This is a genomic window from Shewanella frigidimarina (assembly GCF_003797125.1).
Taxonomy (GTDB): Bacteria; Pseudomonadota; Gammaproteobacteria; order Enterobacterales; family Shewanellaceae; genus Shewanella; species Shewanella frigidimarina.
In genome coordinates, this window is the sequence record NZ_RKKE01000003.1 from 594165 (window position 1) to 609393 (window position 15229).

Annotated in this window: 13 protein-coding genes; all 13 read right to left on the reverse strand. The window is 39.5% G+C overall.

All coding sequences use genetic code 11. From position 1 onward, the window contains the following. Positions 1-14: 14 nt before the first annotated feature. Positions 15-305, reverse strand: a complete 291-nt coding sequence (locus EGC86_RS12080) for a PAAR domain-containing protein (RefSeq protein ID WP_123777726.1) — start codon at positions 303-305, stop codon at positions 15-17. Between the two features lie 42 nt (positions 306-347). After that, positions 348-701: a hypothetical protein gene (locus EGC86_RS12085; protein WP_123777727.1), complete on the reverse strand. Its 354-nt coding sequence runs from the start codon at positions 699-701 to the stop codon at positions 348-350. A 2-nt stretch (positions 702-703) separates the two neighbouring features. Next, a complete protein-coding gene (locus EGC86_RS12090; RefSeq protein WP_011637814.1) occupies positions 704-2560 on the reverse strand; it encodes a type VI secretion system Vgr family protein in 1857 nt (618 codons plus the stop codon). 70 nt (positions 2561-2630) lie between these two features. Beyond that, positions 2631-3110 carry an Hcp family type VI secretion system effector gene (locus tag EGC86_RS12095; protein ID WP_011637815.1) on the reverse strand — a complete coding sequence of 160 codons (480 nt, stop codon included), beginning with the start codon at positions 3108-3110 and terminating at the stop codon, positions 2631-2633. Between the two features lie 369 nt (positions 3111-3479). After that, a complete protein-coding gene (tssH, locus tag EGC86_RS12100) occupies positions 3480-6086 on the reverse strand; it encodes a type VI secretion system ATPase TssH (protein ID WP_123777728.1) in 2607 nt (868 codons plus the stop codon). A gap of 19 nt (positions 6087-6105) precedes the next feature. Then, entirely contained in the window at positions 6106-7113 is a 1008-nt protein-coding gene (gene tssG, locus EGC86_RS12105) for a type VI secretion system baseplate subunit TssG (RefSeq protein ID WP_123777729.1), read from the reverse strand. Continuing rightward, a complete protein-coding gene (tssF, locus tag EGC86_RS12110) occupies positions 7110-8939 on the reverse strand; it encodes a type VI secretion system baseplate subunit TssF (RefSeq protein ID WP_123777730.1) in 1830 nt (609 codons plus the stop codon). The genes tssG and tssF overlap by 4 nt, the downstream gene beginning before the upstream one ends. Next, positions 8936-9427 (reverse strand): type VI secretion system baseplate subunit TssE, encoded by a 492-nt coding sequence (tssE, locus tag EGC86_RS12115; protein ID WP_425376029.1) that lies wholly within the window; start codon positions 9425-9427, stop codon positions 8936-8938. The genes tssF and tssE overlap by 4 nt, the downstream gene beginning before the upstream one ends. A 5-nt stretch (positions 9428-9432) precedes the next feature. Then, positions 9433-10221: a type VI secretion system accessory protein TagJ gene (locus EGC86_RS12120; protein WP_011637820.1), complete on the reverse strand. Its 789-nt coding sequence runs from the start codon at positions 10219-10221 to the stop codon at positions 9433-9435. A 14-nt stretch (positions 10222-10235) separates the two neighbouring features. After that, positions 10236-11771 carry a type VI secretion system contractile sheath large subunit gene (gene tssC, locus EGC86_RS12125; RefSeq protein WP_123777731.1) on the reverse strand — a complete coding sequence of 512 codons (1536 nt, stop codon included), beginning with the start codon at positions 11769-11771 and terminating at the stop codon, positions 10236-10238. Positions 11772-11822: 51 nt separating this feature from the next. Continuing rightward, positions 11823-13316 (reverse strand): type VI secretion system contractile sheath large subunit, encoded by a 1494-nt coding sequence (gene tssC, locus EGC86_RS12130; protein ID WP_011637822.1) that lies wholly within the window; start codon positions 13314-13316, stop codon positions 11823-11825. Further along, a complete protein-coding gene (gene tssB / locus EGC86_RS12135) occupies positions 13316-13816 on the reverse strand; it encodes a type VI secretion system contractile sheath small subunit (RefSeq protein ID WP_011637823.1) in 501 nt (166 codons plus the stop codon). The genes tssC (EGC86_RS12130) and tssB overlap by 1 nt, the downstream gene beginning before the upstream one ends. A 41-nt stretch (positions 13817-13857) precedes the next feature. Then, positions 13858-14964 carry a type VI secretion system protein TssA gene (gene tssA, locus EGC86_RS12140; protein WP_123777732.1) on the reverse strand — a complete coding sequence of 369 codons (1107 nt, stop codon included), beginning with the start codon at positions 14962-14964 and terminating at the stop codon, positions 13858-13860. Positions 14965-15229: the final 265 nt, after the last annotated feature.

The window sequence follows — 15229 nt, forward strand, 5'->3', positions numbered from 1 at the left end:
AATCCTTGTTTATACTAACCGATCATTACTGTTGGATTACCCACAATAATTTTTCCACCATGTGCGGTACCATCACCCATTCTGGCGGCTGGTTTTCCGTTAATCAGTACCGAACTCGATCCCGCATTAATGGTATCAGGCGGGCCGACACAAATTAACTTGTCACCTTTGCGCGCTGCAGGTAACGAACCAATAAGGACATTACCTGAGCCCATCACAATGAGACCACCAACATGTGGAACAGGACCGGGATTCATTTTCGGACAAAGGTGCATACACGAAATGGTTGCTGCTGGCATTCCCATCAAATATTCCTTTATTTGTTGTAGCGCATTAATACCGGTGGCTTACTGGCTGTCTAACGGGATGACCAGCAAAGCACGCTGTTCAAACGACATCGCAAGAGTGCATATCATTGCTGCTTCAGTTTGTTGAACGGCTGCGTAAGTGTCATTATGTAGATAACAGTAAACTTGGTTTAACAGTTCAGAAGAGTTCTTCCAACTATGCCTATTAACCAAAAACTGCTCTCCAAATGTAGCACTGACCCAAAACGTCATATTGGGTGTATTAAGGAGTGGGTCATGTGGCTTATCGACCGGTTTGCAGATTAAATGTCGATAGCCAAATTGACAGACAATTTCATGGCCTCGACAAAATGGCCCAGCTAAGCCGACTCCAGGATAACGAGATAATGACATGGCTAGTTCAACTTAATTTGAGCAGCTTTTAAGGCAATACTGGTACCATTAACCTTAACGTTTGTCCCTTTAATAGTAATGTTGGTGCCTTCGATAGAAATCGAACCGTCGCTGCTCATTTTGATTGATGCGCTGCCGGTTTTAATGACAATTTCATTACCCGCTTCAATATTAAGCACTTTACCGACTTTTAAACTGTCATTATTGGCTATGTCTTCTAGTCGATTATTACCAATTTTAACGTTATCGTTATTAACGATGTCAGTGAAACGGTCGTTGCCTATGGTGTCTTTTTGATCATGTTTTACATTCAATAGATGATCTTTTTCTGCTTGGAGGAATAATAACTCTTTGCCTTTTTCATCATCAAAACGTAACTCATTGAAATTGTCGGCACCACCGTCCTTAGTACTATGGGTTTTAATGCCAGACTGAGTCTTTTTAGCCGGTAATGCATAAGGAGGCATTAAGTCTGCGTTATACACCGCACCGCTGATAATCGGTTGATCAGGGTCACCATTGATAAACTCAACTAACACCTCCTGGCCTACGCGAGGGAAGAAGAATGCACCCCACTTGTTGCCAGCCCAGCTTTGTGCGACACGGATCCAACATGAACTTTTACTATTGAACTCGCCTTCACGATCCCAATGAAACTGTACTTTTACACGGCCAAATTTATCAATATGTTGTTCATCACCAGGTTCACCAGTCACTACCGCTGTTTGTACCCCATTAATTAATGGTTTACGTAAATGAAGCTGTGAGCGATAAGGAGTACTTTTAGGAACACATTCAAAATCGTTTTGATAAACACTGCCAGACATTGATTGGCTTGTGCCTGACTGATTAGGCTGAGTAGCCGACGTTCTCAGTGAGCTTATAACAAAGCTCTTACCTTTATAACTCGCGTTTTCATGATCTTTGAAAGTAAAAAACTTACCCACCATAAAACTACGACAATCGCCTTGGCCGCTGCATTTATTCATGTCTTTTTGCAGGGCTTCAAGTTGATTATTGGCAAACGGTTGAGCACGCTTGTTGAACTCAGACTCGCCCAAATAATCGTACACCTCAAGTGCACTTTGTTCAGGAAGATTTGCGTTAGTATGATTACCTGATGGGTATAATTTAGGTTGTTCGTAGTCATAACCTTTTTGAATAAAACCGCCACTCACCATGCTCATGCCGCCTTGCCAATGAGACACGTGCGACTCGGCTAAATGACCTGAGAAACAACGAACCTTCTCTTCTGCACAAGGTTTGTAGGCGTTTATATCATCAGCAAGTACTAGGGTATGAGCACTAACACTATGCTCGAAGAAGAAGAAAATTCCCTCTTGCTGTAATAAACGACAAACAAAATCGACATCTGATTCTAAATACTGCACACAGTATTCATATTTAGGGTAGGTGTTGGTGGTTTTATTTTGAAATTCAACTTTATGTTGACCAAACAAGTCTTTAACAATATCAATGACTGACTTATTTTGAAAAATTCGACAATTACTGCGTTTTTTCATCAATGCCATCTGAGGCACTATAACGGCTTGATAATCTATATAATTCTGTGCATCGTCTGACGCTGCGGTCCGCATTCCAGCAGACTCAAGATGACTTACCACCCCATGAAAGTATCGAACTGCACCATTACTTTCGGCATTACGTAAAGTAATACAAACATTTTTACCCACTAAACTGTCGAGACTAATCTGGGTGCCAACCGTGAACATGGAGACGCTGATTGAAAAAAGCTGAGAGATGGCTTCTGTGGCAGTAAAATGCGTTAGGTACAGAGTATCCTTACCTAATGGCGTTGTGATACTGATGATATTATTTTTTTGAGTGGCCTTAAGCATTCCTTGCCTCAGTCTTTAAGAGTAAAGATCTTGGGGAACAAGTTCCCCAAGATATAAGATCACAAACAGCTTACATTTGTTGACCTTTAACACCGCTGTAGCCATAACGTAGCGCTGCAGTAATGTTGTTTTTATCATCAGTTGGCGTAACAGCCATCATCATTTCAGTGTAGCTGATAGTGATTGTCTCTACAGGACGGTCACCATGAACTGAAACACTGTAGCTAGAGATCATTGCATCAGTTAATTCGATTTGCATGATTTCTTCGATTTTGTCACCTTGCTTAGTGATGTGGAAAACCGCTTTTTTACCTTTACCGATAGTCGCTTCCTTGAACAAGTCAGTAGAAGAATTATCTTGTAATTTAGTAATGGTCACGTCACCTAAACGAGTTGAGCTTGCTTCACGGTCTTTTGCAGTACCAGTGAAAGAAGTGATCTCACGGCTAATATTCCAATCGACTGATAACACAGTAATCAGGTCTTTGAATTCTTCAGCAGTGGTTTCGCCTTTAATCCCTTCATAATCTAAATATGTATTCGCTTGCATTATTAATGCTCCTTTTGCGTGGATGTCATCCATTAATGGACAGTTTTATAAGTTCAATAATCAAACTTAATATTTCAATTTATTAAAAATGCACTTACCAACAAATAATACTTAACTGCATTATCCATTTAAATATAGTGAGTCCTCATAATTAAGCCAACGGATTATATCAAAGGTTTTTTGATAATCAACTAATCGTTTATATAAATAAAAAAATACAACCAAGACTAATAATTTATACATTAATAATAACTACATAACATTACAAAGGGTATATACTTTATTATATACCCCTCAAATATGATGTTATAAATATACAATATAATACTTACTAATTATTTATTAATGTCACGTTATTTTTATGTCCATTTAGATTTTATAAATAAACTCATCGTTTACTACATTTACTTTTACATTGGTTGTTTTCTTATTGTTAGCCATATTGTGTAAGATTTTGATCGAAAGGTCAGGCAACATAGTATTTTGTAAAATATTATGCACATTGCGAGCACCTGAACCAGCATCCTGACACATAGACACAATTTGGCTCACCACATCATCACTGTAAGTGAACTTAGCTTGATAATGCTCAGCTAAACGATTAGCAACTCGCTGTAATTGCAATTTAGTGATTTCATTGAGCATTAGTTGGGTCAACGGAATATAAGGGATTACATTTAAACGGCCTAAAAAAGCCGGTTTGAAATAACTCAATAAATCATCTTGAAGTGCTTTGCGTAAACCTTTAATTGATGGCGCAATTTGTTCATCTTCAAATAAGCCCATCGTGGTTTCTGTACCAGCATTTGAGGTCATAATGATAATAGTATTTTTGAAATCTATATCACGCCCCTCACCATCTTTAATGGTGCCTTTATCAAAAACTTGATAAAAAATATCTTGAACACCTGGATGTGCCTTTTCCATTTCATCCAGCAAAATAACACTATAAGGTTTACGGCGAACGGCTTCAGTCAGCACTCCACCTTCACCATAACCAACATAACCTGGAGGTGAACCTAAAAGTAATGACACTTTATGTTCTTCTTTAAATTCAGACATGTTGATGACAGTTACATTATCTTCGCTACCATAAACTTGCTCAGCCAATGTTAATGCCGTTTCTGTTTTACCTACGCCGCTAGGGCCTGTCAGTAAAAATACACCAATGGGACGTTTTTCATCACCCAACTGTGCACGAGACGTTTGCACTGTTTTGGCGATTAAATCTAAGGCATGATCTTGGCCGATAACGCGCTTGGCCATGGTGTCTTTTAAGTTCAAAATTGTTTTTATTTCATCATCCTGCATTTTACCTGCAGGAATGCCAGTCCAATCAGAAATGACTTCAGCAACCAATTGTTCATCAACTTGCCAATGCACCATAGGCTGTTTATTGGCTGACAATATTGCCTTAAACGCCGTTAACTCCACTAACAAAGGTGCGGTATCTGTTTCTGATGCTTGAATCTGGCCAACTAATTCTGCAATTTTTTGAACGGTAACTAATTCGTCCTGCCATTGTGTTGTCAAAGGAGCGAGTTCTTTTGAAAGCAATTTATGTTTTTTGGTTAACTCTGTAATAGACTTTTTATGATCTGAACCTGTTTTTTGCTCACGAGTTAGAATGCTAATTTGTGTGTCTAGTTGCTGAATTTGTCGTTGTAATGATTCAACCATTCCAGGAGTAGAAGCTTGACTCATAGCAACACGAGCGCATGCAGTATCTAATAAACTTACCGCTTTATCTGGCAGTTGTCGGCCAGTAATATATCGATGAGATAAGTTAACTGCAGCACATAAAGCTTGATCGGAAACAAGAATTTTATGGTGCCCTTCCATTACAGGTAACAAGCCCCGCATCATTGCAATAGCTTGTTCAGGAGAAGGCTCTTCAATTTTAACCACTTGAAAACGACGAGTTAATGCGGCATCTTTTTCAAAAAACTTTTTATATTCTGCCCATGTTGTTGCCGCAATGGTACGTAACTCACCACGCGCTAATGCGGGTTTTAATAAATTTGCCGCGTCATTTTGTCCAGCTTGTCCGCCGCTGCCAATCATGGTGTGAGCTTCATCTATAAATAAAATAATAGGTTTAACAGACTGTTTAACTTCTTTAATTAAAGCTTTTAAGCGGTTCTCAAATTCCCCTTTCACTCCGGCTCCAGCTTGTAGTAAGGCTAAATCCAGTACATGAATACGAACATTTTGTAATGCTGTTGGAACTTCTTTTTGGGCAATTTTAAGCGCTAAACCTTCGACAACAGCGGTTTTACCGACACCGGCTTCACCCGTTAAAATAGGATTATTTTGACGGCGACGGGTTAAAATGTCGATCATCTGCCTAATTTCATTATCACGTCCGAGAATGGGATCTATTTTCCCCAGTTCAGCTTGCTCGGTTAAATTTTGGGTAAATTGGTCTAGATTTGGCGTTTTGCTCGGCGCTGATTGCATCGCCTGAGTTTCTTCAATATCGCTACTTGACACTTTATGCTCGGTAGATTGACGAGCAAGCTGAGGCCATGCATGTTTTAGCTGTGCTGGATCTATTTTAAGAAGCTGTTTTGCAGAGCGCGAAACCAAAGAGTTTAATGAATCGTCAGTCAGTAAGGTAAAAATCAGATAGGCAGTTCTTATCTCACTATCGTTGAATTCAATACTGGTATTTAACCAAGTTTGACGAAGCAAACTCACTATATGTGGAGACAAACTTGGCGCTGCACTGTTGCCTGTTTTAAACTTTTCTAATCCCTGACGGATATCACTAATCAGCTGATCTTTTTGTACTGAAAAACTGGCCATGATGATGTCTAAATCACCTGAACCATTTTCTAGCAACGCTAATAACCAATGCTCAATCTCAACGCTGAATTGGCTGCGGCTATGGCATACGCTGGCAGCGGTTTCTAAAGATTGTCGACATACTGGGTTAAGTTTTCCTACCAATTTACTTAAAGTCATCGCTGACATATTCATAGTCCTTTATTAATTAAATCATTAAGCTTTTTATTTGTTGTCCATTCTCTGCACGGCTCATTAGGCCACAACCTAACCCTAGTCCGATTGCGGACTTTGATAATTGAGCTGTAGGTGCATCTTGTTGTTTTATTTCTAGAAATATTTTGTATTTCACTGACTGGCCTAAATAGTTTGAGACTAGTTTTTTAAGTGATTGATAACTGGTTGTTCCAGGCATAAAAGCGTTAACCGATGCACCTTCCTTCGGCTTTATATGAATACTGACACTAGAATTAATATCCCATACCCGGCTGCCTATGCTGGCATCAACACCTAAACGGGCGTATTGCCCTTCTGGCATACTTCTACTCGCCATTCGGGTTTGCTCTGTTTTCGCTAAGGACTGCCAACGCCCTTGAAAAGATAAAATATGTACATTACAGCCAGTAAAATCATTTAACATTCTTCGTAATGACTCAGCACTCGGCGTTTTAGTGTGACAAAAACCTGCGTAATAGCGATTTAATGATTTGTTACCACTAAGCAAACTCAATACATGGGTAAAGCTGTCGGTAACGCCTGTTTCTGGCGATTGATAATTTGCCGAAAAACGATACTTTTCCCATGAACGATAGAATAGTGAGATCAGCCGATGGTTAAATAAATCATAAAAGTCACGCATCCCATTATCTTTAAGCCGCAGGCGCTCTAGTAGCAACTCAGTATAATGTGAAGGCAAAACACCACTGGGTCCGGTTAATCCCATAAATGATATATGCAAATCGGCGGCAACTTTATCAGTTTGACTTGTCGATGTAGGCGCTACTTTGCTGATTGCTTGTCCTGGAAAACCAAGATGTTGATCAGACTTAAAACGTAACAACTCTTGGCTGGGAATGGCGTCATAACCCACCTTATAACCTTGCTCTCGCCCTTGAGATAATTGTTGTTGAAACTGATAAACGGCTTGGTAAAAGTCATGTTCTGATGGCGTATCGATTATCGCCTGCAACTGATTATTCATTACTTGCTGGGTCATAGCAGCGGCCTTTGTCCAGCTCGTGCTGGCCAGGTATAAGCTATCGAATTATGATCTTTAAAGCGCATGCTCAAGCGAGTAAAACTATTGATTGCAGCAAATTGTGCAAAGAAGTGGTCTAAAATAGTGCAAAAGAAAAACACGCCGCTGCCAGAATAATGGTCTTTAATAAAGGTAATTTCAATATGACTCCCACTGCAAAAGCTAATCCTGCCATGCTGGTTAACTCTGGCTGTATCGGGGCTCACTTGAACAGAATGGATATTCTCTATTAAGTTTTTATTTTCTGGTGAACACTTAAAATCGTATAATTTAAGGGTTTCTTTTAAGTTAGACAGTGCATCTTTACCACTAAAACTATCAATAGATAAATGAGTCACTAGCTGCCAGCGCGAAGCATCGCTCAGCGACGCACGTACCGGTAACGTGGGCGCAAGCAAACATTTTACGTGCTTAATAATGTCGGCACGTTCAGGTACGAACATTTTTGGCTCATTAGTACCAAACGGGAGATGCGCCGGTAAATTACGGTTGCTGCATTGAGCGGTAATACTTAATATCCAAGCGCCATAGTCGTCTTCGGACTTAAATCCTTTAAAGTTATGATCGACTAGAGATAAAAATGATTCAGTGCCTAATTCAGCATACCCACCAGACCAACTAGCAGACTCACGTCTAACATGCCAAAACAAATTATTATGACCTAAATATTGCGGATGCGATTCACCATAAAATGGGGTAACTTCTACCTTGTTGTCCTTAGGATCATAAGCAATAACATCTTCAATGCTGATGATTTCAGTCACTTCAGAGTCAGAATAACGGGCAGCCAATTTATATTCATACTGAGACGCATCAATACTCACCGGTTCTAATTTTTGTTCAAACAAATTAATCACTGGCGTACAACCTAACAGAAAATGATTGGCACTAACTTGCTTCTCTAAATCCTGAGAGCCTTCCTTTAAATATATATAAAGAGAAAACTTATTGTCGATCCCTTGCCAGCTGCCGTCTAAATCATCAATGTCAAAAAACAAGAATTTTTCTGGAAAAATAAAATTTTCTAATAATAATCGATAACCAGAACTAGTACGTTGGCTGTAAGGTATGACTTGTTGTTCATCTTCAAAGCCAACCGCTTTTAAATGCCTTTTGGTTAAAAACTTACACACAGTTTGCTGCTCATTCACTAAAGCAAAACCTAGGCTGTGTTCAAATAACAATTGATAAAGCTGAAACGTTTGATGATCTTGGCCATTCAAGAAAAAGCGTAATTTATCAACCCCAAGGCTCGGCATGCTAATTTCGTCAAATTCACAGGCGATATCAAGCTTAATAATCGCTTTAGCACGTCCTGGCCATTGTGGTTCTGGGGCATTAAACGGTGCATTTTGAAACTGGGCTTTTTGCACTTCAATGGGCCATAATTTCATGTCATATGATGTTTGAAAATGGCACGTTTTCATCCCCTCTACCTGAGTGTCTACCTGAGTTGCTCTGGGTAATAACACGCCAGTAGTCGACAAGTTTTCAGTGGTGACTTTGATAACTGACATAGACGGTATTGGCGCTTGGTAATCGGGATATAACTGGCCTAATAACGCCTCGGTTAATTCAGGAAAACTATCGTCAAGTTTTTGCCTAATTTGTGCTGTTAGCAAAGAGAATGCTTCAATTAATCGTGAAACATGAGGATCTTCAACATGTTCATCACTTAAGCGTAAACGCCCGGCCACTTTAGGATATTGCTCAGCAAATTCCGCTCCCATATGACGAATGAAAGCCAGCTCACGATTGTAATATTCCAATAATTCCTGATTCACAGAATTCCCTCATTAACTATCATCGCCAAGTGGACAGGCTCAACTTCCGAGTCAAACGTAATATATTCAGGCTCAGGTTCTGCATACAACAATGCATTAATTTTTAATCTTAAAACCCGATCTAATGGTTGTTCATTATCAACTGTTTCAACCATCACTTCTAAAAATCTCGGTTCGAATCGTTTTATGGTATCGGCAACTTGTTTACATAAAAGTTGACGCCCATCTAAGCTCGCGACTGGCATAGAAGAAAAGTCACGTAAACCATAATTCATCAAAGAATTATCAAGCTCAGTTAAATGATCCGGCCACGTTTGCCATTGCAATTTAGCATTGAGTAGATTTTCTAAATCGCGACGAACATTAGACCTTAACTGACGTAAATTAAGGCCACGATGGCTGTCTTTGACATCTTGCTCATTTGGCGCATCATCTATCAATCTATCTAGAATTGACGACATTATCGGTTGTTGGTTTTTGCTCAACACAGGGCCTACTGCAACACTGGAGTCGTAACTTTAGTTATTTGATTTAATGCGATAGCATTATCATCGACAAACCACATCTTTAAGCCCTTGCCAGCAACAACATTAGTCGCGATTTCATGCCAATCGGTTTCTCGTCCCAGTTTTTGCGCATCAGTTTCACTGCCACCATAAATCATTGGAATATGCGCTTCACCACTTGGTCCATTTTTAATGGCAAGATCAACCCGGCGCCAAACCATTTCCAGTAATGAAGTTACAGGTTTAAAATTGATATAATCAATTTCAGATAACTGCGCTAAATAAAAATTGCCGTCAGTACCAAAAATTTCGATGAAACCACCTAAAGTGTCATCTAAATCACGAATTTCTTGATGAGTGATATCATTTAATACTAAGTTTATTTCCGGACGCAGAGTTTCAAGGCTGTTTGCACACTGAGTCACATCATCTTGAGCATCAACCATTGCTAAACGTAATTTCATTAATGCTTCAACGTGCGCATCAGACTCAGCAAAAAGTTGTGGTACAGCTTTGCCCGCCATAAAATCTTGTCGGGCTTGTTCAGCACGGATCAGCTGACGTAAATTTGCTGCGCCAATTAAAAAGTCGGGATGCTTTTGCACTAAAAAGTTTAATTGTTTGTCTGCACGCTCAAGTTCACCATTAATACACAACAACTCAACATGTTGACCTTTTAAGTCAATATTCATCGGGTCGTCTTTTAATTGTGTCTCAACTAACTGAATTGCATCTTGTAGTTGGCCGCTCTGCAGCATTTGTTGAATTTGTTTCATTTGATACCTTTATCTTAATTTCTTGATGTCAGTTCAGTGACCAATTTAATACTGGACACCATCTGATCTAACTGAAAATGAGGTTGTAACTGAATAATCGAATAGAAATGCCCTGGCTTGCCACGCATTTCTTTTACCTGTACTTGGGCACTTCGCAGTGGGTATTTACTTCTTACATCATCTGAAGACACGTCTGAAGCGGTAGTGTATTTATGCAGCCACAGTTGTAGCTCTCGCTGGCAAGCCTCTGCAGAATGAAGTGAACCAATTTTTTCGCGCCCTAGTACTTTGATGTAATGAGCAAAACGTGAAACACACAAAATGTACTGCAACATCGATGATAACTTTGCATTAATACTGTCTTCCAACAATTCATATTTAGGTGGTTTCTGGACAGAAGCATTGCTGTAAAAAACTAAGTGTTCACAACCTAAAACCGGAGATAAAGGAATAAAACCTTGGTCTGAAATAGACTTTTCTGCCCGATCACTGATTAATAAGTCCACCGATGGCTTCATGCGTTTCCGATACAAATCCGGCTCATATTGGCTCACAGCAAGATCGCAAACTAATCCTTTCTTACGAGCCCCAGGCTCTAGCCCACGGATATGACCAAACCAGCCAGATTCACTAAATGCACGAATTAATACCCCACCGAATGCATAAGCAGCATTGCCCCATAAATGATCTTTTTTAGGGTTTTTAATCGATTCTTTAAACTTAAATCCTTCGCTACGAGTACCATCAATGAGATAAGGAGAACGCATGAGAATATTAGGCATTGTTAACCCAATGAAGCGAGAATCGTCCATTTTACGTAACGAATTCCACTTAATGTACTCGTGTTGTTCAAAAATTTTGGCGATATTCATATGAGCAGATAAATCGGAAAAATCATCAGCACCAAACAAAGAAGGACTAGCCGAGGTAATAAAGGGCGCAAAAGCGGCGGCTGCAGTGCGGGATATTTCTTTTAAAATATCAATATCATTAGTAGAGACACCAGGACGGCTTTTATGAGTGATTTGATAATCACCAATTAATGTGCCGAAGGGTTCGCCACCAGACATGTCGTATTCATTATTGTAAATCAGTTTAAAAAAATCACTTTGATCAAACTCAATGGCCCGATTAATGTCTTTAGACAGCGTTGTCCAACAACAATCGAGCATTTTCACTTTCACTTTCTGGTCTTTATCATGTAAATCCTGCTGTTGAACAAGATAAAGTACCCCACGCCAACTGGCTTCTAACGCCTGAAATGCATCATGATGAATAATAGCGTTAAGCTGTTGTTCTAATTGTCTATCAATGCGTTCAATGGCTTTAAGCAGGAAAGGTAAAACAGATGTTTTATCGAATTGTTCAAGCGAATGGCTTGAGTTTTCAAGCCACAACAATAACGACCTAGTCGAGTCCGACTCTCGTAAGAACCGTTCGACTAGGTGTTTATTTTTTAGTGCCTGTGTAGTCGAAGATACTGGTTTGTTAACACCAGTATCTTCTTTGAAAATTTCACTTGTTACAAATGAAATGGTTTCATGCGGCATCGTTTGTTTCTATCCTTGAAAACAAATGAGGGTCACTGCATTAGCGCGTGATTATCCTACTTTAGGGATCTTCGCGACTAAACGTAAAGAGGCTGTCAGTTCTTCCATTTGTAACCAAGGACGTAACCATGCAACAGCATTGTATGAACCAGGTTGACCAGGGATCTCTTTAACTTCAACTTTTGCATCTGCTAATGGGTACTTGGCACGAATCTCTTGCCCACCACCTTCTGAAGCATTAACAAATGATAAAATCCAGCGATTTAACCAAGACTCGACATCTTCAGCTTCCATGAAACTACCAATTTTGTCTCGAGCCATCACTTTAAGATAATGCGCAAAACGTGATGTTGCCATTAGGTAAGGTAAACGTGCCGAAATGGCCGCATTCGCGGTAGCATCATGGTTAGACATTATTTTAGGTTTTTGGCAAGATTGAGAGCCAAAGAACACTGCATAATCAGTATGCTTGTAATGACATAGAGGCAAGAAACCCAACTTACTTAATTCAGCTTCGCGGCGATCGGTAATGCCAATTTCTGTTGGGCATTTTAAATCCGGATCACCATCATCACTGGTAAATACATGAGCAGGTAATCCTTCAACCTTACCACCACCCTCAGCGCCACGGATTGCGGTACAGAAACCATATTTACTAAATGCCTGACCCATATTAGTTGCCATGACATACGCGGCATTCATCCAGCAATAGTCATCGTGATCAGCGACTTTAGCACGACCACTTTCTAAATCTAATTCGAACTCTTCATAGCAAAACTCTTCAACAGGTTTTGTTGCTTCACCATACGGAAGACGGGCAAGCACACGTGGCATGGTTAAGGTGACAAAACGAGAGTCATCACTGTCACGGAAAGAGCGCCATTGCGTGTATTCTAAAGATTCAAATACTTTTTCAAGATCGCGTGGTTTACTGAGTTCTGTCCACTCATCAAAACCGAATAAAGAAGAACCAGCAGCAGAAACAAATGGGCAGAAGCCAGCGGCTGCAACATTAGATATCAATGATAATGTTTCAACATCTTCAGGATGATTACTAAACTCATAATCACCGACTAAGCAACCATAAGGTTCTCCGCCCGGGGTGCCAAATTCAGCCTCATAGATTTTTTTGAACATTTGACTCTGATCAAACTCAACCGCTTTACTCAAATCTTTGTGAAGTTCTTTTTTGGACAAACTCATGACACGAATTTTAAGCGTTTCATTTGTTTCAGAGTTTTTCACTGTATGATGCAATCCACGCCAACTGCCTTCCAGTTTTTGCAGTTCTTCATTGTGCATGATGGCAGCTAATTGCTTAGAAATAATATCGTCCAAACGAGTAATTGCCTTGTTAAAAGTAACTGTGAGGTTTTTATCCCATTGCACAGTGCCTTTCAAGGCCTCTTCCGTTAATGAACGAATAAGCTCTTCAGCACGCGAAGAATCGGTTTGCTTGGTTGCAAAAATGGCCTGCTCTAAAATAGAAACACTTTGTGCTTGTTCTTCAGATACAGCATCTAATGACGCAGCTTCCATGCTCATTATTCCGCTCCTTTGAGGTTAAGTTCACCAGCTAATCTATCTAGGCTGGTTGTGTTATTTAACACTTCTTCTAAGATATTTTCGAGATTCTCAGAACGATCAACTTTGGTCATCAAATCACGGAGTTTGTTGCGGGTTTCCATTAATTTTTTCAATGGTTCAACCTGATTAACAATAGCTGCAGGCTCGAAGTCTTCGATGCTGCTAAATTGTAATGCTACCTTCATTTCAGTATCATCACCGGCAAGCGTGTTAGGTACTGAAATGTTTAATTGGGGACTCATACGCTTTAATACATCATTGAAGTTGTCGCGATCGATTTGCACAAAACGGCGGTCTTTCAATGGCTTTAAATCTGCGGTGTTGTGTCCAGTAAAATCACCCGTAACACCGATAACAAAAGGCAGTTCTTTTTTTACAACTGTACCTTCTGTTTCAACATCGTAGGTAATATGAACACGAGGTTTTCTTACTCGCTTTAATTTATCATGTACACTCATATGAACTCCTTTCAATAATATGTTGAGTAATTAAATACAGATCAATCTTCCGTTTTTATTCCAGATAACTTGAAGAAACCATTCCTTGCTTCACCATCTTGGATTAATTCTTGTAACAACTCAGGCAAACTGAGATCACTCCAACGAATAACTTGTTCAATAGCATAAGACATAGGCGAATGCGGTTCGGTTCGTCTAAAAAAGTCCGCTATCGTTTCAAGGTTATTAATGGCTTGTGCTCTTGAGTTAAGCTGGCCATCGACACCTGATGACGTTGTGCTGTGCTCATTACTGTCGCTGTGTTGCTCTTCTTCGTGATGTTGTTCTTGTTCAAGTTTTGTTTTGTTTTTTGCAATAATTGGCGCTGTTATCGTGCTGATTTGCAACGCACATGCTTCTAATGCCTTGCGAATATAACTTGTAGGCTGTGGCTCACCGCTCATTGCTGCATCCATGGCAGCAGATAGCTTGCTAAAAGCTGCAATGGCATCTTGCACATCTCGGTCTAATTCAATAAAAAAACTGTCTGAGGTTTCTCTAATGCTATGTTCGACATCTTCAAGTGATACAGAACCTGAATCAAAACGCTTTTCTTGCTTGTCTTTATCTAAACGACTGGTGTCTAAAGCTTGTTCATATTGCCAAGTAGAATAAATAACACCACCATCAGTGATTGGGATCGTTCTGATTGGATGAATTAAAGAACCTTCGCTTTCGATACCGTTTAAACCAATGAGCGGCGCAATGCGCTCAGCTAAATCATTTGGCTCAGGGGTGGGATAGATAGTGTCCCAATAGCGCTCAACTAGCTCTGTGGCCAGAGTGAAACCAAAATAAAGTCCTTTAAAGCCATATAACCTACAGGCGGCCTCTATAAACCAAGCAACATATTCAATATCTTTTGATTGTTGTTTTAAAATGTCAGGGACTTGTTCAAAAATTGGTCGCCATTCAACTGCAACTGACAATACATCTTCTTCGTCTGTCAGTGCTTTACGTTCTCTAGAACGTGCAATATTTCGCACGTCTTTAAGTAAATAATAAGTTGATGTCGGGCTTATATCTTCACGAGGATCAACTCCTGACTCCGCATCAATAGAAATGGGAAGAATTAATTCATCAATTGTTAAATTCTTTAGCTTACTCAATCTAATTCAATCCCTGAATAAAAACGATTAATTTACAATAATAAAAGTATAGAACTTCAAAAACAATACTTATTGGCCTTTAATAGAAGCAAAAGACAATATAATGCCAATAACTAATCACAATGGATAATCATAAAAATTAAATACATCCAAAATGATTACACCCGATGTAATTACATTTAAAGTAATGTTACAGCACATCTAAATACAACATTTATAAGTAATGACTATCGGTAATTAAACTCATTAAACAAAAACACTTATA